Source organism: Streptomyces spectabilis (genome assembly GCF_008704795.1).
Classification (GTDB): Bacteria; Actinomycetota; Actinomycetes; order Streptomycetales; family Streptomycetaceae; genus Streptomyces; species Streptomyces spectabilis.
On sequence record NZ_CP023690.1, the window covers coordinates 1341640 to 1368038 of the forward strand.

The 26399-nt window shown below is 73.0% G+C and carries 23 protein-coding genes; 19 read left to right on the forward strand and 4 right to left on the reverse strand.

Annotated elements, in window-relative coordinates:
* The first annotated feature begins 96 nt into the window (after positions 1 to 96).
* Together CP982_RS05165 and CP982_RS05170 are read left to right on the forward strand one after the other, a co-directional pair.
* On the forward strand, positions 97 to 1554 hold the full coding sequence (locus tag CP982_RS05165) for a glycoside hydrolase family 16 protein (RefSeq protein WP_150509388.1): 1458 nt from the start codon (positions 97 to 99) through the stop codon (positions 1552 to 1554).
* A gap of 194 nt (positions 1555 to 1748) precedes the next feature.
* The gene (locus tag CP982_RS05170; protein ID WP_150509389.1) at positions 1749 to 2291 is read left to right on the forward strand and encodes an RICIN domain-containing protein; all 543 of its coding nucleotides are present in this window, start codon (positions 1749 to 1751) and stop codon (positions 2289 to 2291) included.
* A 12-nt stretch (positions 2292 to 2303) separates the two neighbouring features.
* Here CP982_RS05170 and CP982_RS05175 read toward each other — a convergent pair whose 3' ends face one another.
* From CP982_RS05175 to CP982_RS05185, 3 genes are read right to left on the reverse strand one after another with little or no spacing between them, the layout of a single operon-like run.
* Positions 2304 to 2750 carry an SRPBCC family protein gene (locus CP982_RS05175; protein ID WP_150509390.1) on the reverse strand — a complete coding sequence of 149 codons (447 nt, stop codon included), beginning with the start codon at positions 2748 to 2750 and terminating at the stop codon, positions 2304 to 2306.
* Positions 2751 to 2790: 40 nt separating this feature from the next.
* Positions 2791 to 4128, reverse strand: coding sequence for a carotenoid oxygenase family protein (locus tag CP982_RS05180; protein WP_150509391.1), 1338 nt, complete (start codon positions 4126 to 4128; stop codon positions 2791 to 2793).
* 3 nt (positions 4129 to 4131) lie between these two features.
* A complete protein-coding gene (locus tag CP982_RS05185) occupies positions 4132 to 5424 on the reverse strand; it encodes an MFS transporter (protein ID WP_150509392.1) in 1293 nt (430 codons plus the stop codon).
* 175 nt (positions 5425 to 5599) lie between these two features.
* Between CP982_RS05185 and CP982_RS42420 the strand changes: the two genes are divergently transcribed.
* Positions 5600 to 9031 (forward strand): LuxR family transcriptional regulator, encoded by a 3432-nt coding sequence (locus tag CP982_RS42420; protein WP_229878853.1) that lies wholly within the window; start codon positions 5600 to 5602, stop codon positions 9029 to 9031.
* Here the strand turns inward: CP982_RS42420 and CP982_RS05200 are convergent.
* Entirely contained in the window at positions 8993 to 9367 is a 375-nt protein-coding gene (locus CP982_RS05200) for a DUF2255 family protein (RefSeq protein WP_150509393.1), read from the reverse strand. The genes CP982_RS42420 and CP982_RS05200 overlap by 39 nt on opposite strands.
* Positions 9368 to 9492: 125 nt before the next feature.
* Between CP982_RS05200 and CP982_RS05205 the strand changes: the two genes are divergently transcribed.
* From CP982_RS05205 to fabG, 16 genes are all read left to right on the forward strand, one after another.
* Entirely contained in the window at positions 9493 to 10290 is a 798-nt protein-coding gene (locus CP982_RS05205) for a thymidylate synthase (RefSeq protein ID WP_150509394.1), read from the forward strand.
* The gene (locus CP982_RS05210) at positions 10287 to 10790 is read left to right on the forward strand and encodes a dihydrofolate reductase (protein ID WP_150509395.1); all 504 of its coding nucleotides are present in this window, start codon (positions 10287 to 10289) and stop codon (positions 10788 to 10790) included. Before CP982_RS05205 ends, CP982_RS05210 begins: the two co-directional genes overlap by 4 nt.
* Positions 10791 to 11025: 235 nt before the next feature.
* Positions 11026 to 12783, forward strand: coding sequence for a B12-binding domain-containing radical SAM protein (locus CP982_RS05215; RefSeq protein ID WP_150509396.1), 1758 nt, complete (start codon positions 11026 to 11028; stop codon positions 12781 to 12783).
* A gap of 29 nt (positions 12784 to 12812) precedes the next feature.
* The gene (locus tag CP982_RS05220; protein ID WP_150509397.1) at positions 12813 to 14879 is read left to right on the forward strand and encodes an oxidoreductase; all 2067 of its coding nucleotides are present in this window, start codon (positions 12813 to 12815) and stop codon (positions 14877 to 14879) included.
* 128 nt (positions 14880 to 15007) lie between these two features.
* Positions 15008 to 16429: a class I adenylate-forming enzyme family protein gene (locus tag CP982_RS05225; protein ID WP_170316364.1), complete on the forward strand. Its 1422-nt coding sequence runs from the start codon at positions 15008 to 15010 to the stop codon at positions 16427 to 16429.
* Complete coding sequence (locus CP982_RS05230; protein WP_150509399.1) at positions 16426 to 17898, forward strand: MFS transporter; 1473 nt, start codon at positions 16426 to 16428, stop codon at positions 17896 to 17898. Before CP982_RS05225 ends, CP982_RS05230 begins: the two co-directional genes overlap by 4 nt.
* A gap of 20 nt (positions 17899 to 17918) precedes the next feature.
* A complete protein-coding gene (locus CP982_RS05235; protein ID WP_170316365.1) occupies positions 17919 to 18374 on the forward strand; it encodes a PaaI family thioesterase in 456 nt (151 codons plus the stop codon).
* Positions 18371 to 18634, forward strand: coding sequence for an acyl carrier protein (locus CP982_RS05240; RefSeq protein ID WP_184924771.1), 264 nt, complete (start codon positions 18371 to 18373; stop codon positions 18632 to 18634). The genes CP982_RS05235 and CP982_RS05240 overlap by 4 nt, the downstream gene beginning before the upstream one ends.
* A gap of 3 nt (positions 18635 to 18637) precedes the next feature.
* The gene (locus CP982_RS05245; protein ID WP_150509401.1) at positions 18638 to 20218 is read left to right on the forward strand and encodes a class I adenylate-forming enzyme family protein; all 1581 of its coding nucleotides are present in this window, start codon (positions 18638 to 18640) and stop codon (positions 20216 to 20218) included.
* Positions 20215 to 21354, forward strand: coding sequence for a beta-ketoacyl-[acyl-carrier-protein] synthase family protein (locus tag CP982_RS05250; RefSeq protein ID WP_150509402.1), 1140 nt, complete (start codon positions 20215 to 20217; stop codon positions 21352 to 21354). The genes CP982_RS05245 and CP982_RS05250 overlap by 4 nt, the downstream gene beginning before the upstream one ends.
* Positions 21351 to 22274: a beta-ketoacyl synthase N-terminal-like domain-containing protein gene (locus CP982_RS05255; protein ID WP_150509403.1), complete on the forward strand. Its 924-nt coding sequence runs from the start codon at positions 21351 to 21353 to the stop codon at positions 22272 to 22274. The genes CP982_RS05250 and CP982_RS05255 overlap by 4 nt, the downstream gene beginning before the upstream one ends.
* Positions 22271 to 23494, forward strand: coding sequence for a beta-ketoacyl-[acyl-carrier-protein] synthase family protein (locus CP982_RS05260; protein ID WP_229878854.1), 1224 nt, complete (start codon positions 22271 to 22273; stop codon positions 23492 to 23494). Before CP982_RS05255 ends, CP982_RS05260 begins: the two co-directional genes overlap by 4 nt.
* Positions 23491 to 24444 (forward strand): beta-ketoacyl synthase N-terminal-like domain-containing protein, encoded by a 954-nt coding sequence (locus CP982_RS05265; protein ID WP_170316366.1) that lies wholly within the window; start codon positions 23491 to 23493, stop codon positions 24442 to 24444. The genes CP982_RS05260 and CP982_RS05265 overlap by 4 nt, the downstream gene beginning before the upstream one ends.
* Positions 24445 to 24490: 46 nt before the next feature.
* Positions 24491 to 25300, forward strand: coding sequence for an SDR family oxidoreductase (locus tag CP982_RS05270; RefSeq protein WP_150509405.1), 810 nt, complete (start codon positions 24491 to 24493; stop codon positions 25298 to 25300).
* 77 nt (positions 25301 to 25377) lie between these two features.
* On the forward strand, positions 25378 to 25638 hold the full coding sequence (locus CP982_RS05275; protein WP_170316367.1) for an acyl carrier protein: 261 nt from the start codon (positions 25378 to 25380) through the stop codon (positions 25636 to 25638).
* Positions 25638 to 26384 (forward strand): 3-oxoacyl-ACP reductase FabG, encoded by a 747-nt coding sequence (gene fabG, locus CP982_RS05280; protein ID WP_150509407.1) that lies wholly within the window; start codon positions 25638 to 25640, stop codon positions 26382 to 26384. Before CP982_RS05275 ends, fabG begins: the two co-directional genes overlap by 1 nt.
* Positions 26385 to 26399 lie beyond the last annotated feature (15 nt).

Here is a 26399-nt window from a genome sequence, read left to right on the forward strand (position 1 = left end):
TTGACGCATGGCATGGCCACAACTAAACAACTCTGAGAGCGCTCTCAGAACCGGCCGCCCTCACTGGGCGCCCTCCCCCACCCTCCGAGGTGCCCCATGCGAGCAAGACGCGCCCCCTTCCGCTCTCTCCCGCGCAGGCCGCTCCGCACCGCTCTGCTCACCGGCCTCGCCGCCCTCGGCCTGACCGCCCCGCTGCTCGCCCCGGGCGCGGCGAACGCCGACGTCCCCCCGGCCCCCGGCTGGACCCTCCAGTGGAGCGACGACTTCGACGGGCCCGCCCGCTCGCTGCCCTCCGCCGCGAACTGGCAGGTCGACACCGGCCACAACTACCCCGGCGGGCCCGCGAACTGGGGCACCGGCGAGGTCCAGAGCTACACCTCGTCCCCCGACAACCTGGCCCTCGACGGCGGCGGCAACCTGCGCATCACACCGCTCAGGGACGGCGCGGGGAACTGGACGTCCGGCCGCGTCGAGACGCGGCGCGCCGACTTCAAGGCCCCGGCGGGCGGCACCCTCGCCATCGAGGGCCGCATCCAGATGCCGAACGTCACCGGCGAGCAGGCGCTCGGCTACTGGCCCGCCTTCTGGGCGCTCGGCGCGCCCTACCGGGGCAACTACTGGAACTGGCCGTCGATCGGCGAGTTCGACGTGATGGAGAACGTGAACGGGATCAACTCCGTGTGGGGCGTGCTGCACTGCGGCGTGAACCCGGGCGGCCCGTGCGACGAGACCAACGGCATCGGCGCGAGCCGCGCCTGCCCGGGCGCCTCGTGCCAGTCCGCGTTCCACACGTACCGCTTCGAGTGGGACCGGTCGGCGAGCCCGAACGTGCTGCGCTGGTACGTCGACGGACAGCTGTTCCACAGCGTCGACGAGAACCGCGTGGGCGCCCGGGCGTGGGCCGACATGACCGGCCACGCCGGGTACTTCGTCCTGCTCAACGTCGCGATGGGCGGCGGCTTCCCCGACGGTGTCGCGGGCCGCGCCACGCCGGTCGCGGCGACGGAGCCGGGCCGGTCCATGCTCGTCGACTACGTGGCGGTGTGGACGCGCGGCGGCGGGGGCGGCGACCCCGGCCCCGGCACGCCGTCCACCCTGCACCTGCGCCCCGGCGGCACGCTCGGCGAGGCCACGGGCACCGCGTCCGCCACCACGCTCGCGTCGGCGAGCGGCACCAACCACGACGGCGCCCCCAACACCCCGCAGACGTTCACCGCGACCGGCGTGAACGGCGCCCACAACGGCGGGGCGACCCAGTTCGACCTGCTCGTCGACGCGGGCTCCACCGTGGCCAACGGCCAGCAGGTGCGGGTGAGTTACGACCGCACGGGCGACGGCTCCTGGGACCGCACGGAGACCTACCGCTACTTCGCGACGGACCCGGTGCCGGGGTACGAGCACTACACCCAGGGCCAGGGCCTGAAGTCGGCCACCGGCGAACACGGCACGATGCGCGGCGGCACGGTACGGGTCGAGGTCTGGAACGCCATCGGGAACGGGCCGAGCACCCTGGGCACCGGCAACCAGTCGGTCGTACGGATTCCCTTCGGATGAGGCCGAGGACGGCCCGAGGCCCGGCCCGCCGGAGAGGGCCGCCCCCCGCGCGCCGGAGCGCTTCCCGGCCGGGCGGCGGCTCCCCCGCCATCCCTTCGGGGAGTTTGACGGCCGCGCCCCCGGCCGGGCGGCCCGCCGCGCGGCACCATGGCGAGCGCTCACGGCCTCGGGGATCCGTCGAACAGGGGAATCACATGAGAGCGCACAAGCGTCCGGCCGTGTTCGCCGCCGCCCTGGCCGCGATCTTCGCGACGGCCGCCGCACCGGGGGCGGGAGCCGCCGACCGCCCCGCCCCCGAACAACGGGCCCCGCGCGTGGGGCCGTTCCAGATCAAGAACCACGGGGTGGGGCGCTGTCTGGGCTTCCCCGCGGGCGACGACCGCATGCGGGTGTGGAACTGCACGTCGGAGCCGTACCAGCTCTGGGACCTGATCGCGGACGGCCGGGGCGCCTACCACGTCGCGACCCGCGGGGACGGCCGGTGTCTCGCGGGCTGGGCCCAGGGCCCGGAGCGCTGGGCGACCTGGCTGTCGGACTGCGACCGCAGCTTCACCAACGAGGACCAGCTATGGTACGTCCACCCGGCGCACAGCGCGGAGCCCGCGACCATCGCGAACCTCTTCGGGCGCGTCCTGGAGCCGGACCGGGCCTGGGGCGGCGCGAACGAGGCGCCCGTCGTGATCCACTCCCCCGACGGACGGCCGAACCAGCAGTGGACGCTGGTCTACGGCCCCTGACACCCGGCCCGCCTATCGCTCCGCCGTCTTCTTCAGGGCGTCGAGCCATTCCTTGAGCGAGCCGTCGAGGGCGGCGGCGAGGTTGTCCCGGTCGGCGTCGACCGGGGCTCCCGCCCAGGATTCGCGGGTGCGGACCACGACGCCGTCGCGGTCCTCGGTGAAGGTCCACTCGTGCACGCCGGTGATGCCGTGAGCGGGGCCGCCCCACAGGATGCGGTGCGGGGCGTCGACCGCGTAGACGGTGGAGTCGATGGACAGGCCCGCCGTCCTCCAGTGGAGAGTGGTGCCGGGCGCGACGGGGCCGTCGAGCCGGGCCTCGCTGATGGCGTGCTGCCACTCGGGCCAGGAGCCGATGCCGGTGTGCAGCCGCCAGACCCGCTCCAGCGGCGCGGCGATCCGCAAGGTGTGGTCGGCGACGACGGGGGCCTTCTCGTCGATGGTCGTGGGGTAGTGCGTCATGGCGGTTCCTCCGTGGCGTCTGTGTGAGTTGAGGGGTGGGTCAGGCGGGCAGTTCGGAGTCGGGGATCCAGTGGCCGTGGATCCCGGCGGGCACCCGGCGGGGCAGTTCGACGGCGGCCACGGTGCTCAGGTCGCCCGCGTCCAGGACGAGCAGCTCCGAGGCGTCGGCCTTGAAGTCACTGACGATGGTGAGCAGATAGCCGTCGTCCTCGGCGGTGCCGCCCGCGGCGGGCGCGAAGACGGCCTCGCCGGGCATCCGGCCCTCGCCGTGCGCGAGCAGCTTCTCCTTGCCGGTCAGCGAGTCGAACTTGACCGTGTGGTAGCCCGAGAGGCCCGCGCCGGGGAAGGCGATGGCGTAGCTGTAGCGGTGGGCCGACCCGGTGCGGGCGTCGTTGATCGACGGGAACTCGGTGACCAGGTCGTTGAGAGGCTCGGTGGTGACCTTGCCGGTGGCCGGGTCGACGGTCCACCGGTGGAGCGTCGACCCGGCGTCGGGGCTGGTGCCGTAGCCGGGGGCACCGACCCACCACTTCCACGAGCTCTCCCAGGCGGAGCGGTCGAAGCGCGGCGCTTCGAGGACGATCCGGCCCCGCGTGTCGGTGTGGGCGCCCGCCACGTGCAGCAGCGCGGCCTGGTCGGCCACCTCGAACCAGCTGGTCCTGCCCCCGGCGCGCGGCATCACGCCGATGCGCAGCGGGACGTCGTCGTGCCAGCGGTAGGGGATGCCGGAGTGCTCGGCGTGGTCGAAGACCACCGGCGAGTCGATGAAGACGACGTGCTCGCGGGTGATCGCGAAGTCGTGCATCAGTGAGGGTCCCGCGCCGTCGACGACCTGCGACCTGACGATGTCTCCGGAGGCGTCGGCGACGTAGTGGGTCAGATGCGGCGGGAAGGGGCTGTAGCTGAAGAAGTGCAGCTCGCCGGTCTGCGGGTCCTCCTTGGGGTGCGCGGTCATGGCGCTGGTGAGCTTGCCGCCGAAGTCGTACACACCGATCGTGTCGAGGTCGGCGCCGACCTCCCAGGGCAGGTTGGCCTCCTGGAGGGCCAGGTAGCGGCCCCCGTGAAAGATGATGTTGGTGGCGGCGGCGCTGACGTCGAGCTCGGTCCCGGTGAACGGCACGCCGTCCAGGAAGGGGGTGCGCACCCAGCGGTTGCGGTACCACTCGGCCCGGCCGTCCGTGAGGCGCACGCCGTGGATCATGCCTTCGCCGCGGAACCAGTGGGTGGGGGTGATGCCCGGCTTGGGGTTGTGGCCGTTGCGGAAGTAGCGGCCGTTCAGCTCGGGCGGGAGGGTGCCGCGCACCTTCAGATCACGGCCGGTGACCTCGTCGGTGACGGGGGTGAAGTGGCCGCTGACGTACGGCTTGTCGAGGGTCATGGGTCATGCCTTTCGCGTCAGGAGCACCGAGAGGGCGCAGAGGAGCAGCGTCAGGGCGGCGCAGGCCAGGAAGGCCGCGCCGAAGGAGGGCAGCAGGGTCAGGAAGGACAGGCCGACGGCTCCGCCGATCTGCCGGGTGGCGTTGACGAGGCCGCCGGCCAGACCGTTGTCGGCGGCCGCGACCCCTGTGGAGGCCAGCGCGGTGAGCCGGACGAAGGCCACGCCGAGGCCGCTGCCGACGAGGAGCGTCGGACCGAGCAGGTCCACGAGGAAGGTGCCGTCCGCCGGGGTGCGGGCCAGCCAGGCGAGGCCTGCCCCGAGGACCAGCAGGCCCGCGGGGAGCACGGCGCGGCCGGAGAGCCTGCCCGTGGCCCAGGACGAGAGGGTGATCATGAGGGCGAGGGGAAGCTGGGTGAGACCTGCCTCCAACGGCGAGTAGTCCAGGTCGCGTTGCTGGTAGAGGGGCAGGAAGTAGAACAGGCCGAGCCACACCGCGCCCAGCAGGGCCATCAGGACGTTGGGCGCCGCCACCGCCCTCATGCGCGGCGGAAGGAGCGGCTCCGCGGCGCGGCGCTGGACCACCGCGAACAGGCCGAGCAGCGCCAGGCCGAGCACCGCGAGCGGCCACGGGCCCGACAGGCCGTGGGCGAGCGCGCCGAGGCCCGCCGTGAGCGTCACCGCGCCCGGCGCGTCCAGGCTTCCGCCGCGCGGCCGGTCGGCCTCGACCAGCAGCCGGGTGGCCACCAGGACGGCCAGGGCGAGGGGCACCATCACGACGAACACCGCCCGCCAGCCGTACAGGCTGGTGAGCAGCCCGCTCAGCAGTACGCCCGCCGCGCCGCCGGCCCCGGAGACCGCGCCCCACACGCCGAGCGCGGTGCCGCGCCGCTCCCTGTCGGGGTAGAGCGTCAGGACGAGGGCGAGCGCCGTGGGTGCGAGGAGTGCGGCGCCCGTGCCCTGCACCGCCCTGGCAGCGATCAGCACCGCCGTCGTGGGTGCGAGGGCCGCGCTCAGGGACGCGAGGGCGAAGAGCCCGGTTCCCAGCAGGAAGACGCGGCGCAGGCCGTGGACGTCGCCCGCGCGCCCGCCCGGGAGCAGCAGCGCGCCGAAGACCAGGACATAGGCGTTGACCGTCCACGCCTGGCCCGTGTCCGACAGATCGAGACCGGCCCGGATCTGCGGCAGGGCGACGTTCACGATCGACGTGCTCAGCACGACCAGGAACTGGGCCGTGGCAAGCACCGCCAGCGGCATCCAGCCGATGGTGGTGGTCCGTTGCGGTGCGGTGCGGGTCATGGCTCGACCCTCGCAGCGGACGGTCGGCGCTCGCGTCGGTAGTCATCGCCTAGACGTGACGCTGTACGTAGCCCTGCTGAGAGGCGCCTTCGTGGTGTCTCTGTGGGAAAACCCCTAGGCGATCAGGGGGCTTCCCGGATTCCCCTGAGGTCGGCGACCGCATAGGTTTTCGGACATGCCCGAGACATGCGCGGATGTGCTGATCGGCCGTCAGGACGACGTGCGCCGGCTCGACGCCCTGCTCCGAGCGGCACGGGAGGGCCGGGGCGGCGCCCTGGTCCTGCGCGGCGAGCCGGGCATCGGCAAGAGCGCGCTGCTGCGGCGCTCGGAGGAGGCCGCGACCGGCTTCCTCGTCATGCGGGCGTCCGGCGCGGAGTTCGAGATGGAGCTGCCGTTCGCCGCGCTGCACCAGTTGCTGGCACCGGTCACGGGCCGCGTCGGGGCGTTGCCCGCGCCGCACCGCGAGGCGCTGGAGGTCGCCTTCGGGCTCGGCACCGGCACGCCCGATCCGTTCCTGGTCGGCGTCGCGTCGCTCGGTCTCCTAGTGGAGACCGTGCGGGAGCGCCCGCTGCTGTGCGTCGTCGACGACGCGCAGTGGCTGGACCGGGCGTCGGCCAAGGCCCTGGCCTTCCTCGCCCGCCGGGTCTCGGCCGAGTCGATCGCGCTCGTGTTCGCGGTGCGCGAGCCGAGCCGGCTGCCCGAGCTGGACGGGCTTCCCGCCCACGCGCTCAAGGGACTTGGCGAATCGGATGCCCGCGCGCTGCTGGCCGCGGCGGTCCGCGCGCCGTTGGACGAGCGGGTGCGCGCCCGCATCCTGGCCGAGGCGCGCGGCAACCCCCTGGCCCTCGTGGAGCTGCCCAGGACCGCCGGGCTCGCCGGGATGGCGGGCGGTTTCGCCCAGCCCGACTCGATACCGGGCGTGATCGAGCAGAGCTTCCGGGCCCGGCTCGAACTCCTGCCACCGGCGGCCCGGTTGCTGGTGACCGTGGCCGCCGCCGACCCGATCGGCGACCCCGGGCTGCTGTGGCGCGCGGCCGAGCTCCTGGGCATCGACGCCGCTGCGGCCGCGGCGGCCGTCCCCCTGGTCGAGTTCGGCACCCGGATCCGGTTCAGCCATCCCCTCGCCCGCTCGGCCGCGTACCGGGCCGCGACGCCCGAGGAGCGGCGCGGGGCGCACGAGGCGCTGGCCGCCGTGACCGACCCGGTCGCCGACCCGGACCGGCGGGCCTGGCACCGCGCCCAGGCCAGCGCGGGGCCCGACGAGGAGGTCGCCGCCGAGCTGGAGGCCTCCGCCACCCGTGCCCAGGAGCGCGGCGGTGTCGCGGCAGCGGCCGCCTTCCTGGAGCGCTCGGCCGCGCTCACCATCAGCCCGGTCCAGCGCACCGAGCGGACCCTCGCCGCGGTCCGGGCCAAGCTCTCGGTGGGCGACTTCGACACGGCGGCCGACCTGCTCACCACCGTGCGGACCGACGATCCGGGCCAGGCCGCCCGCGCCGACCTGCTCCGCGGCAGGCTGTCGTTCGCCCGCCGCCGGGGCGACGAAGGCCCGACGGCACACCTGCTGCGGGCCGCCGCCCGCCTGGCGACCACCGATCCGGCCTGGTCACGCGAGTGCTCCCTGGACGCCATCGAGATGGGGCTGCTGCTCGGCGGCTTCGAGGAGGTGGTGGAGGCGGTCAGGGAGGCGTCGCGGGGGGACGAGCCGGACTCACGCACGGAGGCGCCACCGGGCGCGACGGCACCCGGCCTGGGGACGCCCGGCCCTGGGACGCACGGCCCGGGGGCACCCGGCGTGGCGGCACCCGGCCCCGGGATGCACGGCCCGGAGACATCCGTTACAGCGGCACCCTGCGTGACGGCGCCCGGACCGGAAGCACTCGACTCGGCGACATCCGCCCCAGGGACGCACGGCCCGGAAGCACCCGGCGCGACAGCACCCGGCCTGGGAACGCCCAGCCGGGGGACATCCGACTCGGCGACACCCGGCGTGACGGCATCCGACCCGGGGCCACCCAGCCTGGAAGCACTCGGCTCGGCAGCACCCGACTCGGGGACCCCCAGCCCGGAAGCACCCGACTCGGGAACGCCCAGCCCGGAAACACCCGACCCAGCGGCACCGGGCGTGACAGCACCCGGCTCCGGGGCGCTCGGCCTGGGGACGCCCGGCCCGGAGACATCCGACGCGGCGGCACCCGGCCCGGGGACACCGAGCCCGAAAGCACCCGCCCCAGGGACACCCAGCCCGAAGACGCCCATCCCGGAGACATCCGACTCAGCGACACCCAGCGTGACGGCACCCGCCCCGGGGACGCACGGCCCGGGGATGCCAAGCCCGGAAGCCCCCGCCTCGGCGGCACCCAACGCGGGGAGCCCCGGCCCAGGGACCCCCAGCCCGCAGCCACCCGCCCCGGCGGTGTCCGCTGAGCCCCGCCCCGCCCCAGCGCCCCCCAGGGCGAAAGCGCCCCTCCCACCCCCCTCCGGCACACCCGCCGTCCTGAGCGGTCTCATCAGGCTGGTCCGCGACGGCCATGCCAGGGCAGGTGACATCCTCGGGCCGGTGGTCGGCGACGTCGGCGCCGAGGTGTGGGCCAGGCGGCCCTCGCTGGGCTTCATGCTGGCCACCGAGCTGTGGAACTTCGACTCCCTGTACGGCATAGCCGCCCGCGCCGCCGCGGCCGGGCGCGGGGCGGGCTCCTTCCACGCGTTGCCCATCGCCCTGGCCATGCAGGCCACCGCGGCCGTGCACCGGGGCGACTTCGGTGCGGCGATGGAGCTGATATCCGAGGAGGAGGCGATCGCCGACGCCACCGGCGCGGCCCCGCTGGTCTATCCGCGCCTGCACCTGGCCGCGCTGCGCGGGCGGCGCGAGGAGGCCCTGACGCTGTTCGCGTCGGTGGACCACCGGATGAGCCTCAGCGTGCAGTGGGCGACAGCCGTGCTCAGCAACGGCCTGGCCGACTACCCGGCCGCGCTGAAGGCGGCACAGCAGGCCTTCGCGTACGGCGCCGTCGGCACGGCGGGCCTCGCCCTGCCGGAGCTGGTCGAGGCGGCCGTGCGGTGCGGCGAGCCGAAGACCGCCGCCGCGGCCCACGCGACGCTCCGGCAGCGCACCCAGGCGGGCCGGCAGGCCTGGGGCCTGGGCGTGGAGGCCTGTGCGCGCGCCCTGGTCACCGGGGACGAGTCCGCGTACCAGGAGGCGATCGCCCTGCTCGACGACGGCGCCCTCGTCGTCTACCGCGCCCGGGCACATCTGCTGTACGGGGAGTGGCTGCGCCGCCAGGGCCGGCGGCGTGACGCCCGGTCCGCGCTGCGCCTCGCCCACGGGGCGCTGTCCGAACTCGGCATGGAGGCGTTCGCCGAGCGCGCCGCCGGTGAGCTGCGCGCCACCGGCGAGCAGGCCCGCAGCCGGGCGTCGAAGGCGACGGACCAGCTGACGATGCAGGAGACGCACATCGCACGCCTGGTCGCCGACGGCGCTACCTCCAAGGAGGTGGCCGCGAAGCTGTTCCTCAGCCCGCGGACGGTCGACGCCCATCTGCGCAATATCTTCCGCAAGCTCGGGCTCACCTCACGCAGACAGCTCCGGGACCTGCCCGAGATCCGTTAGCCGCATGGTGGTGGCCGCGGCCCCGGGCCCGTTCATCGACTCCACGGGGCCGGGCCAGCTCAGCCCGTACTTGGCGCGGTAGGCACCGGAGACCCGCCGGACGACCTCGGGGTCGGCCACCGCCCCGAGCACGACGGGCACCCGCGCTCCGCCCGCCTCCACGGCCGTCTCGGCGCCCCGCAGCACCCGCCGGTACCACGCGCTGCGCCGTCCGAACGCGGACCTGACGTACGCGTCGCCGTCGAGCGCGACCACCCAGACCGCCCTGCCCGACCACCGGCCGTCCTCATGCCGAACCCACAGAACGATCTCCGCCCGGTCCATGACAGTGTTCATGGCCCCACTGTCACCGCGCGGCCCCCGTGTACGCGTCGGTGGTCACCGCCTAGACCGGCGCGCCCGGGGCACGCCCCGGGGCATGGTCATCGAGCTCACCTCGGGGGCCAGTAGACTTCTCGGCTGTGGCGGACACCCAGTACGAAGACCTGTTGCGGCTAGTGCTCACCTCCGGAACGGCGAAGGCCGACCGGACGGGCACCGGTACCCGGAGTGTCTTCGGGCACCAACTGCGTTACGACCTCTCGCAGGGGTTCCCGCTGGTCACCACCAAGAAGGTGCACCTCCGGTCCATCGTGTACGAGCTCCTGTGGTTCCTGCGCGGCGACGCGAACGTCCGCTGGCTGCAGGAGCAGGGCGTCACCATCTGGGACGAGTGGGCCGACGAGAACGGCGACCTCGGTCCGGTCTACGGCGCGCAGTGGCGCTCCTGGCCCGCCCCCGACGGCCGGCACATCGACCAGATCAGCGAGGTCCTGGACACGCTGCGCCGGGACCCCGACTCCCGCCGGATGATCGTCTCCGCGTGGAACGTCGCCGAGCTCGACAAGATGGCTCTCGCCCCGTGCCACGCCTTCTTCCAGTTCTACGTCGCCGACGGCAAGCTCTCCTGCCAGCTGTACCAGCGCAGCGCGGACCTGTTCCTCGGCGTCCCGTTCAACATCGCCAGCTACGCGCTGCTCACGCACATGGTGGCGCAGCAGGTCGGCCTGGAGCCGGGTGACTTCATCTGGACCGGCGGCGACTGCCACATCTACGACAACCACGTGGAGCAGGTGACCGAGCAGCTCTCGCGCACCCCGCTCGCGTTCCCGAGCCTCGAGCTGCGCCGGGCCGAGTCGCTCTTCGACTACGCCTTCACCGACGTGAAGGTGCAGGACTACCAGCACCACCCGGCCATCAAGGCTCCGGTCGCGGTATGAACGTCGGGCTGATCTGGGCGCAGACCCTCGACGGCGTGATCGGCGCGGGCAACGCCATCCCGTGGCGGCTGCCGGAGGACCTGGCGCACTTCAAGGCCACCACCCTCGGTCATCCCGTGGTGATGGGCCGCAAGACGTGGGATTCGCTGCCTCCGCGGTTCCGCCCGCTGCCCGGCAGGCGCAACGTCGTGGTGACGCGCGATCCGCGGTGGGCGGCCGAAGGCGCGGAGCGCGCCGGGTCCCTCGCCGAGGCCCTGGACCGCGCGGCCGAGCCGCTGGAGTCGCACGCCCCCACCGAGACGTGGGTCATGGGCGGCGGCGAGATCTACCGTGCGGCCATGCGGTACGCCACGACGCTGTCGGTGACGGAGGTCGACACGGCGGTGGCCGGCGACACCTACGCCCCGACGCCGGACCCGACGTGGAAGGTCACCGAGGACAAGGGCTGGCAGTCCTCCACCTCCGGCCTTCGCTACCGCATCCGCACCTACACCCGGTGACGGCCCACCGCACCCGGTAACTCCGCTCGTCACGGAAGCAAATAGCGGATTCACCCATTCCTCCATGCCGGAAATCACCCTGCCGAAAACCGTCCAGGGGCATTACGGCACAGGACGGAAAGCGGAAAATCAAGATCTATTGCGACGCCAGTCGTACGACTCTTGACAAACCTTACAGCCGCTGGAAACCATGGTGAATCTTGCACTGGCTAACGGTGAGCCAGGGAGGCCGTGAATGACTCTCACGGAACAGCCATCAACATCGCGGCTCGAGGCCGATCTCTTCCTCTTACACGCACCCAGCGTCTTTGACTTCCGCGAGCGTGACGACATGCTGTTCGCCTATCTGAGCGACAGCGACAGCGTCAATGTCACCTCGGTCTACGAGATTTATCCCATCGGCTGGTTCTCGATAAAGCAGCGCCTTGCCGACAGCGGGTTCGACACTCAGATCGTGAATATGGCGTCACTCATGCTCATACATCCCGAATTGGATGTAGAGCGGCTCCTGGCCCGCTTCGAGGCACCGATCTTCGGATTCGATCTGCACTGGATGGCCCACTGCCACGGCTCGGTCGAGCTCGCGGCCCTCGTGAAGCGGGTGCACCCCGAAGCGCTCACCATCTTCGGCGGCATCTCGGCGACCTACTACGCCGAGGAACTGATCGCGTACCCGAGCGTCGACGTCGTCGTCCAGGGATACGACACCCTCGACCCGGTCACCGAACTCGTCAGCAGGGTCCGGCGGGGGGACAGGGACTTCCGCTCGATTCCGAACCTGCTGTACAAGGTCGACGGCGAGGTCATCGCCACCGGCTTCTCGCACACGCCGGACAGCGACTACAACAACGTGCGCAACGATTGGTCGTACTACCGCGAGGCGGCCGACGGCGGCCCGTCGGCGTCCAAGCTCATCATGACCCTGCCCAACACCGGCTGCGCCCACGACTGCGGCTGGTGCGGCGGGTCACGGTTCGCGTACCGCAACATCATGGGCGTCCGCAAGACCCTGGTGCAGAAGGACAACGACCTCGTCGTCGAAGAGCTCCGCACCATGAAGGAGGCGGCGAAGCGCACCTCGATCTACGCGCTCCAGTGCTACTCCGAGAACCGCACGCGGATGCACCAGTACCTGGACGCCGTGAAAGAGCTCGGATACAAGAGCGTCCACTTCGAGCAGTTCAGCCTGACACCGCCCGACATCCTGAAGAAGATGGGCGAGTCAACGGATTCCTACATCATGCTCTCCCCCGAGTCCCACGACCTGAGGATCAGCAAGGCCGCCGGCCGCGGGAACTACACCATGGCGCAGATGGAGGAATGGATACCCCGCGCCCTCGATGCCGGTGTGAAAGGCATCATGATCTGGTTCTTCATCGGCATGCCCTATCAGGACCGGCAATCGGTGATGGACACGATCGCGTACTCCGAGCGCCTCATCCGGAAGTTCGGCGGCTGGGCCGCCCTTCCGCTCATCTGCCCGATGGTGCCGTTCCTCGACCCCGGGTCCCAGTTCTTCGAGGAGCCGGAAAAGCATGGTTACCACATCTACCACCGCACGCTCGAAGAGCACCGCCGGGCCATGGTCGAACCGCTGTGGCACCGGCGGCTGAACTACGGGACGCGCTGGCTTGACAGGCGCCGGCTCCAGGACGTCTCGTACGAGGCGATCACCCGCCTGGTGGAGATCAAGGGCGAGTACGGGGTGCTCCCCACCGGATTCTGCAAGGCCGTTCTCAGGACCATCGACGAGACGCGGGAGTTGCTCGGGGAAATGGAACGGGCACTGCTGCTCGACCAGCGCCTGCCGGCCGCGCTCCGGGACGAGATCCGCGTGTACAACCGCAAGGTCCTGTCCTATACGAACGACCAGATCATGCCCGTTCCGCGGCCGCTCGGCGGTCGCTGGTTCGACGACGCCACCGTCCCGCCGGAGATGATCCAGGACGTTCTGGCGACGTCGGCGGCCTCGGCTCCGGTCCGCGGGGCCTAGATGAACGCGCCGTCGAGCAGGGGGTCGGGGTGCGGATCGCGGTGATCGGTGGTGGTCCGGGTGGCCTGTACTTCAGCGTGTTGGCCCGTCAGCTCTGCCCCGGGCACGAGATCACGGTCTGGGAGCGGAACGCGCCCGACGAGACGTTCGGCTTCGGAGTGGTCCTGTCCGACCAGGCCCTCGGCGGGATCGAGCACGCCGATCCGGCCGTCGTGTCCGAGCTGCGGCCGATGCTCGCCCGGTGGGACGACATCGACGTGCACTACCGCGGCACCACGTTCACGGCGGGCGGGAACGGGTTCGCCGCGGTGAGCCGCGCCGCGCTGCTCATGGCCCTGCAGCGGCGCTGCGCCCGGCTCGGCGTCCCGGTGCGCCACGGCAGCGCGATCACCGACGTGGACGCCCTCGCCGCCGACCACGACGTCGTGGTGGCGGCGGACGGGGCGAACTCCCTGGTCCGGGAGCGGTACGCCGAAGCCTTCCGGCCCACGATCGAGACCGGGAAGTGCCGGTACATCTGGCTGGGCACCGACCTGGAGCTCGACTCGTTCGCGTTCTACGTCGTGGACACCCCGGGCGGGGCCCTGCAGATCCACGCCTACCCCGACTCCCGTCACGCCGGCACCCTGATCGTGGAGCTCTCCGAGAACGCCTGGCGCGCGGCCGGGTTCGCCGACGCCGCCGCCTCGCCGTCCGCCCCCGGGGAGAGCGACGAGCGGTCGATCGGCATCATCGCCGAGCTGTGCAAGACCATCCTGAACGGCTCCAAGCTGTACGGGAACAACTCGCGCTGGCTGCGCTTTCCCACGGTGTGGTGCGAGACCTGGCGGCACCGCAACGTCGTACTGATCGGTGACGCGGCGCACACGGCGCACTTCTCCATCGGCTCGGGCACCAAGCTCGCGATGGACGACGCGTCGGCCCTGGCCAGGAGCCTCCAGGAGCAGCCGGGCGCGGCAGCGGCCCTGGCCGCGTACGAGGCCGAGCGCCGCCCTGCCGTCCGCTCCCTCCAGCGCGCCGCGCGGGCCAGCCGGGAGTGGTTCGAGAACGTCGACCGCTACACCCACCAGGACCCGCAGCAGTTCGCGGTGAACCTCCTGACCCGCAGCCGCCGGGTCTCCTACGCCAGCCTGCGCCGCCGCGACCCCGGATTCGTCGCCCGCGCCGAACGGTGGTTCGCCGACACGGCGGGCGGGGGCGGCCGGGAGACCCCGCCGATGCTCCAGCCGTTCACGCTCGGCTGCCTGGACGTCGTCAACCGCGTCGTGGTCCGCCCCGACGAGGTGTTCCCCGCCCGGGACGGTGTGCCGGGCGACCTCCACCTGGTGTACCTGGGCGGCGCGGCCCTCGCCGGGGCGGGCCTGGTCCTGACCGGCCCGGTGGCCGTCTCCCCCACAGGCACGGACGGGCCCGGACTGCACACCGGGGAACAGGAGGCCGGGTGGCGGCGGGTGGTGGACTTCGTCCACGCGCACTCCCCGGCGAAGATCGGCGTCCAGCTCGGCCACTACGGCCCCGACGGCTCCGCCGAGCCCCTCGGCGCGCTGCAACGCGCGTTCGCCGCCGCGGCCCGGCGCGCCGCCGCCGGATTCGATCTGCTGGAACTGGACTGCGCCACCGACCGTCTGCTCGCCCCGTGCCTGTCCCCTTCGGCCGCCGGGCGGGGCCGGGGCGCCTCGCTGCGGGAGCGGCTCCGGCGTCCGCTCGCGGTGTTCGGGGCGATCCGCGCCGAGTGGCCCGCCGAGCGGCCGGTCGGCCTGCGCATCGCTCCCGCGCGGTGGTTCCCGGCCGGGGCGGACGCCGACGCGGTCGCGGAGATCGCGAACGAGTTCGCCGCGCACGGCGCGGCTTCGGTGCACGTCGTGGCCGGAACGCGGGACGACCGGGACGCGTACGCGGACCGGATCCGCAACCAGGCCGGGCGGAAGGGCGAGTTCGCCGTGATCGCGGCGGGCTCCGTCGCCGCCGCCGACGTCGACACCATCGTCCTGGCCGGGCGCGCGGATCTGTGCGTCGTCGACCGGCCGACGGTGAACTCCCCTTGGCACTCCCTGCGCGGGACGCCGGATCGTGCTACTTCAAAAGAGTGGTCCTAGCGGAGGAGGATGCCGTGCTCCCGATCGCAGATCTCGGCCTACTGGCGGAGAGCGCCGCTGAACACCATGGTGATACCCCCCTGTGCGCGGACACTCCGTGGGTCTCGGCCTGCCGGGCCCCGGACGACGTGAGCGACTTCGCGGCCGTGGTCGCCGACTACGCCGACCGGTTGTGGGGTGCCGGAGTGCGGCCGGGCGCGGTCGTGGCCCTGGTCAAGTCCAACCACCTCGACATCCAGGCGATCCAGTGCGCCGTCGTGCGCGTAGGAGCGCTGCCCGCGCTCCTCTCGGTGGCGATGGAGCCGCCCGATCTCCTGCGCTGCCTCAGGGAACTCCAGCGGCCCCACCTGGTGACCGACACCGAAGGCGCCGCGGTCCTGCGGCCCGGGCAACAGCAGTTGGGCGAGATCGTCACCCGCGTCCTCACGCTCACGCCCGACGCCGAGCTGCCGGGGGCGGTCGAGCTCAACGAGCCGGCGGCGCACCGGGTCACCCGCCGTCCCGGCACGGACCCGACCCTCATCACGCACTCGTCCGGCACCACCGGGACGCCCAAGCTCCTCGTGCACACGGTGGATTCCCTGTACGCCCACGTGGCCCCGCAGATGCGCGTGGTGCGCTCCCTCGACTACACCGGAATCAGCGCGAAGTGCCTGTCCTTCGTGCACGTACGGATGTCCACCGGACTCCTCACGGCGCTCAACACGGGGGTGCCGTTCCTCGGCATCTCCTCCCCCGACCCGGCCTCGGTGCGCGCGGCGCTCCTGCGGTACCGGCCGGAGACGCTGGAAGCCCAGCCGAACATGTTCCTGCGCTGGGAGCCGCTGGCGCGCGAGACGCCGAACCCGTTCACCACGGTGGAGCGCTACATCAGCAGTTTCGACGCGATCCACCCGCGCACCCTGCGGACCCTCCTCGAGGCGTCGGAGCGGCCGAACCCGACCTTCATCCAGGCCTACGGGCAGACCGAGACCGGCCCGGTCACGCTCCTGATGACCACGCGCGCCGACCTCCGGGAGCCGGGGCGTCCGCACTCCCGCGACGTCGGCGCGGCCTTCCCCGGCATGGAGGTCCGCGTCGTGGACGACGCCGGAGCGGAGCTTCCCGCCGGTACGCCGGGGAACATCGAGGTGCGCACCCCCGCGCGCGCCGAGTCGATGATCGGCCGTCCGCCCCTGCCCGGACGCGACGCCTGGTGGCCCATGCACGACGTCGGCGCGCTGAGGCCGGACGGACACCTGGAGCTGTACGACCGGCGAGTGGACCGGGTGCCCGGCGTACCGAGCACGCTCCGCGCGGAGGACGTCCTGCTCGACGAACTGCCGGAGCTGGCCGAGGTCGTGATCGTCGCCGTGGGGGGCACGGTCACGGCGGTGGCGGCCACGGCCGACGGCAAACCGGTCGACGAGGACCGCTGGCGGAGCGCCCGCGCAAAGGCGGGCCTGCCGGAGGGGACCAGGGTCGAGCACCGGCCGTGGGAGGAGTTCCCGCTCACCGGCACGATGAAGGTCCGCCGCCACCGGCTCTTACCGCACGAGGCCCGCGGATGAGCGGCCCGGTGACGTCGGCGGCGCAGGTGCCCCACCGCTTCCTGCCGGCGGAGAGGAGGGCGACGGCGCTCGTGCTCGGCGCCGCCTTCATGCTGCTCGCCGACACCTCCATCGTGAACGTCGCGATGCCGAGCCTCCAGCGCGACCTCGGGGCCGGGGTGCCGGAGGTGCAACTGGTCGTCGCGGGCTACGTGGTCGCGTACGCGGTGATGCTCATCACCGGCGGCCGGCTCGGCGATCTGTACGGCAGACGGCGCATGTTCGTGATCGGTGCCGTGTCCTTCACCCTGGCGAGCCTCGCCTGCGGCCTGGCGCAGGGTCCGGGCGAACTCATCGCCGCCCGGGTGTGGCAGGGCCTCTCCGCGTCCGTGCTGTACCCACAGATCATCGCGACGCTGCGCATCGTGGTGTCCGCGGAACGGCGCGGGCGCGCGTTCGCCCTGCTCGGAGCGGTGGTGAGCTGCGCCACGATCGCAGGTCCGATCATCGCCGGGCTGCTCATCTCCGCGGACGTCGCCGGTCTCGGGTGGCGCCCGATCTTCCTGATCAACATCCCCGTCGGCATCGTCCTGATCGCCCTCGCCCCCCGTATGGTCCCCGCGCACAAAGGGCTGCGTCTGCGGCTCGACCACGCGGGCTCGCTCACCGTCGTCCTGCTCCTCGTCGCACTGCTCGTGCCGCTCACGATCGGCCGTGACCAGGGCTGGCCGCTGTGGGGCTGGCTGCTGCTCCTGTGCGCGCCCGCGCTGCTCGTGGTCTTCCTCCGGCTGGAGTCGGCCCTCGAACGGCGGGGGAAGTTCCCGCTGCTGCGGCCGGGCCTGTGGGCCGATCCGGCGTTCCGGCTGGCCCTGGCCCTGTATCTGGTGTACTTCTCCGCGGTCGTGCCGTTCTTCCTGTACTTCTCCATCACCCTTCAGTACGGCCTGGGTTACGGCGCGCTCGCCACGGCCGCGGCGATGGCGCCGTACGCGGTGGGGAGCACGGTCACGTCCCTGTGGTCGGCGCGCGTCGTGTCCCGCTTCGGCGCGCCCCGCACGATCCTCGTCGGCTGTGGCGTCTGCGTCGTCGGCAGCGCGCTGATGATCGCCACCCTCGCCCTGAACGGCTCGGGGCGGAACATCGGGTGGGCGATGGCGCCCACGATGGTGTGCACCGGTCTGGGGCTGGGGCTCGTCCTCGGGCCGCTGCTGAACTTCGTGATGGCCCGGGTGCGCGACGACGACTCCGGCGCGGTCTCGGGGGCGCTCTCCACCGCGCAGCAACTCGGTTCCTCCCTGGGCGTGGCCGTGATCGGGCTCGCGTTCTTCCGGGGGTTCCACGGACAGCTGACGGACCTCGACTACGCGGCGCTGCGGACCGACATGATGCTCGGCCTCGTCGTGGTGGTGACGGCGTTCGCGCTGGCGTCCGCGCTCGTCTGGCTCATCGCGCGCCGCAGTGGCGCCGACAGGAACGGTCCGGCTTCATGACGGGGAAGGCAGGAGCGCACGTGGACGGACCGTCGCCGTCAGGCGCCGTGACGATGCGGCAGAAGATGCTCGATGTGATCGCCGCGGGCACCACTCCGGTGCCCGCCTATGTGGCGCGCCTCTCGCTCCGCGTCGCCGCGATGGAGTGGCGGCCGGGGTTCGTGGCGGTCCACTTCCGCATTCCCGACGACCTCTGCGTGGAACCGGACGTGGCCTTCGGCGGCCTGGTCTCCTGTCTGCACGACCAGGCCGCCGGGTTCGCCATGTTCAGCCTCCTGGAGGACGACATGGTGTTCGCCACGACCCGCCTCGACGTGACGTATCTGACGGCGACGCGCCCCGGCGACGTGTGCGCCGAGGCCAGGCTCGACACGATCGACGAACGCTCCGCCGACGTGCGCGTCTCGCTGACACAAGCCGGAACGGTGACGAGCGAGTCGCTCGTCACCGAAGCGATCAGGAAGGCCAGACGGTGAAGGAGAACGAAGAGGGTGCCGTGTTGACCGACCGGGACGTGCGGGAGCTGGTGGCGGGCGTCCTGGACATCGACGTCGCCGATGTCGGGACCGACACGTCGTTCTACGTGGACCTCGACATGGACTCGCTCCACAAGGCGGAGTTCGTCGTCGCCCTGGAGCGCGCCTGCGACGCGGAGTTCGCCCCGGCGGACGCCGCTCGGATGGACAGCGTGGGGGACGTGCTGCGGCTGCTGCGCGATCGGCATCGGGTGTCATGAGCCATGGACCCCACCACGGGAGTCACGAACCCGGTCGAGTTGCTGCTGCTCGACCGTCCCGGCGGCCGGCGCTGCGCCGTGGACCGCCGGGTCGGTGAGGTCACCTACGCCGCCATGCGGAGTGCGGTGGCGGAGTACGCCGGGGGCCTGCGGGCCGCCGGGGTGCGGCCCGGCGGCCGTGCCGTCGTCGTCTCCGACGACCGCGTCGCGGCGGTCACCGCCGTGCTCGGCCTGTGGTGGCACGGGTGCGTGCCGATCGTGCTGCACCCGCTGCTCAGGGCCGCGGAGATCGGCTTCGTCGTGCGGGACAGCGAGGCGGAGTTCGCCGACGTCGACGTCGCCCCGGAGCACGAGGCGGCGCTGCGGGCCGAGTTGGCCGCGATCGACGCGGACAGACGCGCGGCCGGGCGCACCGGGCCGCTCACCCGATTCACCCGGTACTCCGGGCCCGGGGCACCGCGCCCCGAGCGCGGGGGTCGCGCCGCGCCGCCACCGGCCCGCTTCGGCGCCACCGACGAGCTCCTCGTGCAGTACACCTCGGGCAGCACCGGCAGGCCCCGGGGCGTACGGCACTGCCTGCGGGCGGTGCACGCGGTCCTGCGCGGCCTCGGCAGCGTGCTGGAGCTCACCCCTGACGACGTCGTCCTGTCGACGGCGAAGCTGTCCTTCGGGTACGGATTCGGGAACTCGCTGCTGTACCCGTACGCGGCGGGCGCGAGTTCGGTGCTGCTCGACGGGCAGGCGGACCCCTACGGCGTGGCGGCGGCGCTGGAGGAGTACCGGCCGACGGTGCTGTTCTCCGTGCCGCGGCTCTACGCCGGGCTGCTGCGCCTCGCCGAGCAGGGCAAGGCGGTGCGGACCGGCTCGCTGCGCCTTGCCGTGGCCACCGGGGAGCAGCTGCCCGGCGACCTCGCCCACCGCATCGCCGAAGCGCTCGGCGTACCGCTGGTCAACGGGTTCGGCGCGACCGAGGTGCTGCACACGGTCATCGCCGCCGAGGTGGGAAGGGGCGGGGCCGCGGGCCCCGGATCGATCGGCTTCCCGGTCCCCGGGGTGACCGCCACCCTGCGCGACGACGCCGGGCGGCCGGTCGCCGACGAGGTCCCCGGCCGTCTGCACCTCGCCACCGAGTCGGCCGCGCTCGGCTATCTCCACCGTCCCGACGACACCGCCCGCGTGTTCGCCGACGGCGGTGTCTACACGGGTGACATCGCGTTCCGCGCGACCGGCGGCGACATCCGCCACGTCGGCCGCGCCGACGACATGCTGCTGCTCGGCGGCTACCGGATCGCGCCCGCCGAGATCGAGCGCGTGGTCCGGGGCGTCGCCGAGGTCGCCGACTGCGCGGTCGTGGGCAGCGCCGACGCCTCCGGGCTCGAACAGGCCACGGTGTACGTCGTGGCGCGGGACCCGGGCCGCCCGGACGGGGCCCGCAAGGCGGTGCGAGCGGCGCTGCGCGCGGACTTGGCGCCGTACAAGAGGCCGTCGCGCGTCGAGGTCATCGACGCGCTCCCGGCGACCGCGAACGGGAAGCTGGCCCGCTTCCGGCTCCGCCACCGCTCCGGCGAAGGCGGCGGGACATGAGCTGGGAGATCAGCGGCATGAGCGCGCTCTGCGCCCTCGGGGACACCGTCGCCGGTATCCATCGCGCGCTGTGCTCCGGTCGGTCGGGACCGGCACCGCTCACGGCCTTCGACACGTCCAAGTACCGCGCGAAGGCGGCGTACGAGGTGCCGGACCGGGCGCGCCCGGATGTGGACGAACCGCTGCGGGCGACGCGCTGGCTCGTCCGCGTCGTCCGGGAGGCCCTGGCCGACGCGGGCCTGCCGCACCCGGACCCCGGTCTTCCGGTCCTTGTCGGGACCACGCACCGGGAGCTGCGGACCGCCGAGCTGTGGTGGCGGTACGGCGGCGCCCTCTCCCCCGCCGACCTGCACTTCACCGCGGCTCTGCGCGCCGCCGTCGGCCTGCGCGACGTGACCACGGTCGCCAGCGCCTGCGCGGCCTCGCTGTACGGGCTCGGGATGGCCACCGACCTGATCGCCCTCGGCGAGGCGGACACGGTGGTGGTGGCGGGCACCGACTCGATCCCGGAGAGCTCGTTCGGCGGGTTCGACCGGATCCAGTTCCCGCCGCCGGACACGATCCGCGCCTTCGACCGGTCCCGGCGCGGCATGGTGATGGGTGAGGGCGCGGTGGCGGTGGTGCTGCGGCGCGCCGGTGCGCACCCCGGCCGGATCCACGGCCGGGTCCTGGGCGTCAGCATGAACTGCGACGCGGCCCACCCGACGGCGCCGGACTCCGCGGGGATCGTCCGGGCCGTCGAGGAGGCCCACGGGCGCGCGTCGGTCGCCCCCGACGACATCGACCTGGTGATCGTGCACGGCAGCGGCACGGCGCAGAGCGACCTGGCCGAAGCGGTCGCGCTGAGGGACGTGTTCAAGGCCGCTGATCCCGGCCCGCTCGTGACCGCGATCAAAGGCGGCATGGGCCATATCTCCGGCGGGGCCGGGCTGCTCAACCTCGTCGTGGCGCTCGAGGCGATCCGCTCCGGGACCGTGCCCGCGATCAGCGGTCTCACCGACCCGATCGAGGAGGCCGGGGAGCTGCGGGTCGTGTCCGGCCGGCCGGCCACGGGGCCGTTCGGCACCGCGCAGGTGCACGCCGTCGGCATGGGCGGGATCAACGCCGTGGCGATCGTGGAAGGAGCGGGGCGATGAGTGCTCCGGCCGCCGTGCGGACCGCGATCACCGGTGTGGGCTGGGCGGTGGCGGGTCCCCGCTTCGACCCGGCGACCGCGCTCGCCGGGCGGGGCATGCGGCACAAGGACCGGTCGTCGCGGTTCGCGGTGCGGGTGGCGTGGCGGGCCCTTGAGGACGCCGGGCTCCTCGGCGCCCCGGAGCTCGACGGCGCGGCGGTGGTCGTCTCCAGCAACTTCGGGAACCTGGACCCCGTCTGCGACCTGGTCACGACGATCGCCACCGGCCGCAGCAGGGACATCAGCCCGATGCGCGTACCGCATCTGTCGAGCGCCGTGTCGGCCGCCTGGATCGCGATCGAGCACGGCATGCGCGGCCCCAACCTGACGCTGTGCAACGGCGCTTCGGGCGGGCTCGACGCCGTGGCCGCCGCACGGAATCTGATCGTGGCGGGCCGGGCCACGGCGGCCCTGGTGATCGGCGTCGAACCGGACACCCCGGCGGTGGCCCGGCTGCACCGCGAGACCGGCGGGAGCCGGTGGATCGACGGCGCCGTGGCCCTGGTGATCGAGCCCGTGCCGCACGCCGCGCGCCGCGGTGCGCGGATCCGCGCGGAGATCGCAGGCTACGGCAGGGCGGACGACGAGCGGTCCGCCATCGAGGCGGCGGGTGCCACGGCGGTCCCGCGACGCGTCGGCGACGAGCCGACCGCACGGTTCGGGCGGTGCTCGGGCGCGCTGGGCGTGGCGCAGTGCGCGCTGGCCGTGGAGCAACTGGAGCACGAGAAGCACACGGACAACGCTGACAACGCTGACAACGCGAACAACACGGCCGATGCGGCCGGCGCGGTGCTCGCCGTCGCGGGCTCCGGGACCGGGGAGAGCGACGGTACGTCGGTCTCGGCACTGGTACTCACGCTCCCGCGGGGGAGGGACACATGAACACGCTCCAGGGCCCCATGGACCCGTTCACCGTCGACCGGCGCGTCGTGATCACCGGCCTGGGCGCCGTCTCGTGCCTGGGCACCGGGGTCGCCGCGCACTGGGCCGGGCTGCTCGCGGGCGGCGGGGAGCCCGCCGAGGTGCCGCTGCCGCACCTCAACATGCGGACGACGAAGATGTATCTGGTGGACCGGGCGGAGGTGCCCGCCAAGCCCGCGAGCCACGCCGGGACGGAGCTGGGGACCAGCCCGCGCCTCGCGGTCGCCGCGGCCGAACAGGCGCTCACCGACGCCGGCCTCGCGTACGGGACGCGCGACGCCGTGCCCGTGGTGCTCGGGGTGGAGCTGGGCAACGCGGACATGCAGGAGGTCCGGCGCAGCGCGGGGCGGACGGCCTGGACCACCCTGACGCCCGCCGCCGCTGTCGTGGGAGCGGCGATCGGCTCGCGGGCGGCGCTGACCAGTGTGGGAAACGCCTGCTCGGCCAGTGGCTACGCGCTCACGATCGCCCTTGACATGATCCGTGCGCGTGAGGCGGCCACGGTCCTGGTGGGTGGGGCCGAGGGGATCACGCGGGCGGGGATCGGCGCGTTCAACCGGCTGGGAGCCGCGGATCCGGTGCGCTGCCGGCCGTTCGACCGGAACCGGGCGGGAACGATGTTCGGCGACGGCTCGGCCATGATCGTGCTCGAAGCGGCCGAGCACGCCCGGCGGCGCGGCGCCCGGCCGTACGCCGAGCTGGCCGGTGCGGCCTGGAGCTGCGACGCCTACCATCCGACGGCTCCCGACCCCTCGGGCGACCAGGTCGTGCGCGCGATGACCGAGGCGCTGGCCGACGCCCGCGTGAGCGGCGCCGACGTGGGCTGCGTCATTCCCCACGGAACGGGAACGCCGCTCAACGACGTGGTGGAGAGCCGGGCCCTGCACCGGGTGTTCGGCGAGCGGACGCGCGAGCTGCCCCTCTTCTCGCTCAAGGCGATGATCGGTCACACGACCGGTGCGGCGGGCGCGTTCGCCTGCCTCACGGCGACGCTCATGCTGCGTCACCGGCAGAGCCCGGCGAACGTCGTGATCGACCAGGATCCGGAGTGCGACGTCTGGCTTCCGCAGGAGCGTTCCGTGCCGTTGGACGCGCCCGCGGTCCTGGTCAACACCTATGCGTTCGGCGGCAACAACACGTCCTTCGTCGTCCGGGACGTCGCCCCGCAGGAGGCACGGTGAACACCGGTGAACTGGCCGTCGCGGGACTGGGGATCGTGGCACCGGGCGTCCTGGGGCCCGAGGGGGCGCTCGCACCGGCCGTGGAGGTGTCCCCCGGCTGGTTCCGGGCGGACGTGGCGCTGCCCGGTCGCGGCTACCGGCGGCTGCCCGACGCGTGCAAGTACCTCCTCGCCGCGTCGAGGCTCGCGGTCGGCGACGCCGGGGACCGGTTCGCGCGGACCGAGCGGAACCTCCGGGCCGCGGCGGTGGCCGTCAACAACACCGGTGCCGCGCTGCTGGAGGAGCTGGACCACACGATCATGCGCGAGGGCGCCGACGCGATGTCGCCGTCCAGCAGCCCCTTCATCGCCATGAGCTCGTTCGCCGGCCGCCTCTCGATGGAGCACGACATCACCGGCTTCAACCTCACCGTGAACTCCCCGGTCACCGCGGGCATCGAGGCCCTGCGGATCGCGGCCCGCGCCGTCGCCGCGGGCCGGGCGGCAGCGGTGCTCGTGGGCGCGGTCGAGGAGGCCCTCTCGCCTTCCCAGGCGACCGGCCCCCGGACGGAGGCGGGCGCCGTCGTGCTGCACTGCGAGCCCGCGGCGGGGGCGAGCGCGCGCTACGGCACGTGCAGGGCTCGCGGCGCGTTCCTGGATCCCGGCGCGGCGGCGGCCGACGCAGCCGCCGTCCTCGGCCCGTTGGTGGGCGAGGACCCGCCGGGCCGGATCGACGCCGTCCTCGACGACTCCCCGGTGGGCGCGGCCGCCGCCCGGTGGCTCGACCGCCTCGGCGGCGCGTGCGAGGTCGTCGTCGTCCCGTCCCCGGCGCAGGCCGGCTGCCTCGCCCCGCTGCGGCGCGTCCTGGGTCTGTTCGCGCAGGAGCACCCGGCCCCCGCCCGGCGCGCGGTCCTTGCGGCCTCCGCCCAGGGCACGCTCGCCTGCGCCGAGCTGACCGTCGCGCCCCGATGACCACGGCCGCCGACCGTCTCGGCACCGATCGGCAGGGAGGAAAGGGATGTTCGTGCCCCTCAAAGGATCCTGGGCTCTGGTCTTCGGCGTCTCCAGCGGCATGGGCCGGGAGACCGCGCGGGCGCTCGCGGGTGCGGGCTGCCACATCATCGGGGTGCACTTCGACCTGGCCGAGGGCCGGGAGCAGGCGGAGCGGTACGCCGAGAGCCTGGGCGAACTGGGCGTCGAGGCCCACTTCTTCAACCGCAACGTCGCGGCGAAGCACGCCCGCGCGGAGCTGGTCCCCGTCATCCGTGACCTGACGTCCGGGGCCGGGCTCCGGGTCGTCCTGCACTCGGTCGCCTACGGGACGCTGACGAACCTCCTCCCGGCCCCGGACGACCAGGAGGAGCGGGCGGAAGAGGTCTCGCCACAGCAGCTCTCGATGACGGTCGAGGTGATGGGACACAGCCTCGTGTACTGGATCCAGGACCTGGTGAGGGCGGAGCTGCTGCCGCGCGGGGCGAAGGTCTTCGCCATGACCAGCGCGGGCGGGACCCGGGTGCTGCCCGGCTACGCGCCCGTATCGGCGGCGAAGGCCGCGCTGGAGGCCCATGTCCGCCACCTCGCGGTGGAACTCGCCCCCCGGGGCGTGGCGGTGAACGCGATCCGGGCCGGCACCACGATCACCCCCGCGCTCCGGAAGATCCCGGGCAGTGAGAAGCTCATCGCCCACTGCCGGGACGTCAATCCGGGCGGCCGCCTCACCCGCACCGAGGACGTGGCCGAGGCGATCGTCACGCTGTCCTCCAGCGACTCGTCGTGGCTCACCGGAAACGTCATCGGAGTCGACGGCGGAGAAGCACTCGTCGTCTGAACCACACCCCGTCACCCGAATCACTTGAGTCACTTGAATCACCCGAGCGGGCATCAACGGACGGAAGGGACCGCAACGTGTCAGGCAACCGGACAGCCGGCGTCGACCTCGAAGACCTGCGCGCGCTCGTCGCCGAGGAACTCGAACTCCCCCTCGACGACGTCACCGACGACGCCGACCTCAAGAACGAACTCGACGTCGACTCCCTCACCGCCATGGAAGTCGCCGTACAGATCGAGAAGAAGTACCGCATCAAGATCGACGAAGAGGAGATCAAGACCCTCACCACGCTCACCGTCATCCACCGGATCGTCTCCGCCAAGGTCGGGGCGGCCTGATGGCCGGGGGAGAGCGGCCGGTCGCGGTGGTGACCGGCGGATCGCGCGGCATCGGGCGGGCCGTCGTGCTCCGCCTCGCGGCCGACGGCTTCGACGTGGCCTTCTGCTATCTGTCCAGCCCGGAGAGGGCCGACGAGGTCGCGGCCGAGGCCCGCCGGGCCGGGGCGCGGGTGCTCGCCCGCAAGTCCGACGTCTCGGTCCCGGGGCAGGCCGAGGACCTCGTGGCCGAGACGGAGGCCGAACTCGGGCCGCTGGGCGTGGTCGTGGCCAACGCGGGCGTCGTACGCGACCAGCTGCTCGCCCGGATGGCCGAGGACGAGTGGGCAGCGGTCGTCCGCACGAACCTCGACGGCACCTACCACATCTGCCGTGCCGCGGCGCGCTCGCTCATGCGGCACGACCACGGCGCCATCGTCACCGTCTCCTCGGTCGCGGGCGTCCACGGCAGCATCGGCCAGTCGAACTACGCGGCGTCGAAGGCCGGGATCATCGGATTCACCAAGTCGACCGCGAAGGAGCTCGGCCGCTTCGGCGTACGGGCCAACTGCGTGGCACCCGGCATGATCACGACGGACATGACCGAGGGCCTCGGCGCGGCGCGACGCAAGGAGCAGCTCGACAGGATCCCGCTGCGCCGCCCCGGCACCCCCGACGAGGTCGCGGACCTCGTGTCCTTCCTCGTGTCCAGCCGCTCCGCGTACATCACGGGCCAGGTCCTGGGAATCGACGGCGGCTTCGCCCTCTGACGCGACGGGGGGCGC

What these genes read in the sequence shown, in the direction of transcription:
- CP982_RS05250 (WP_150509402.1), top strand. Translation starts at nt 20,215, where the DNA reads ATGAGCTGGGAGATCAGCGGCATGAGCGCGCTCTGCGCCCTCGGGGAC.
- CP982_RS05255 (WP_150509403.1), top strand. Translation starts at nt 21,351, where the DNA reads ATGAGTGCTCCGGCCGCCGTGCGGACCGCGATCACCGGTGTGGGCTGG.
- CP982_RS05175 (WP_150509390.1), bottom strand. Translation starts at nt 2,750, where the DNA reads ATGACGCACTACCCCACGACCATCGACGAGAAGGCCCCCGTCGTCGCC.
- CP982_RS05165 (WP_150509388.1), top strand. Translation starts at nt 97, where the DNA reads ATGCGAGCAAGACGCGCCCCCTTCCGCTCTCTCCCGCGCAGGCCGCTC.
- CP982_RS05185 (WP_150509392.1), bottom strand. Translation starts at nt 5,424, where the DNA reads ATGACCCGCACCGCACCGCAACGGACCACCACCATCGGCTGGATGCCG.
- CP982_RS05270 (WP_150509405.1), top strand. Translation starts at nt 24,491, where the DNA reads ATGTTCGTGCCCCTCAAAGGATCCTGGGCTCTGGTCTTCGGCGTCTCC.
- CP982_RS05230 (WP_150509399.1), top strand. Translation starts at nt 16,426, where the DNA reads ATGAGCGGCCCGGTGACGTCGGCGGCGCAGGTGCCCCACCGCTTCCTG.
- CP982_RS05170 (WP_150509389.1), top strand. Translation starts at nt 1,749, where the DNA reads ATGAGAGCGCACAAGCGTCCGGCCGTGTTCGCCGCCGCCCTGGCCGCG.
- CP982_RS05210 (WP_150509395.1), top strand. Translation starts at nt 10,287, where the DNA reads ATGAACGTCGGGCTGATCTGGGCGCAGACCCTCGACGGCGTGATCGGC.
- fabG (WP_150509407.1), top strand. Translation starts at nt 25,638, where the DNA reads ATGGCCGGGGGAGAGCGGCCGGTCGCGGTGGTGACCGGCGGATCGCGC.
- CP982_RS05200 (WP_150509393.1), bottom strand. Translation starts at nt 9,367, where the DNA reads ATGAACACTGTCATGGACCGGGCGGAGATCGTTCTGTGGGTTCGGCAT.
- CP982_RS42420 (WP_229878853.1), top strand. Translation starts at nt 5,600, where the DNA reads ATGCCCGAGACATGCGCGGATGTGCTGATCGGCCGTCAGGACGACGTG.
- CP982_RS05245 (WP_150509401.1), top strand. Translation starts at nt 18,638, where the DNA reads ATGGACCCCACCACGGGAGTCACGAACCCGGTCGAGTTGCTGCTGCTC.
- CP982_RS05260 (WP_229878854.1), top strand. Translation starts at nt 22,271, where the DNA reads ATGAACACGCTCCAGGGCCCCATGGACCCGTTCACCGTCGACCGGCGC.
- CP982_RS05180 (WP_150509391.1), bottom strand. Translation starts at nt 4,128, where the DNA reads ATGACCCTCGACAAGCCGTACGTCAGCGGCCACTTCACCCCCGTCACC.
- CP982_RS05215 (WP_150509396.1), top strand. Translation starts at nt 11,026, where the DNA reads ATGACTCTCACGGAACAGCCATCAACATCGCGGCTCGAGGCCGATCTC.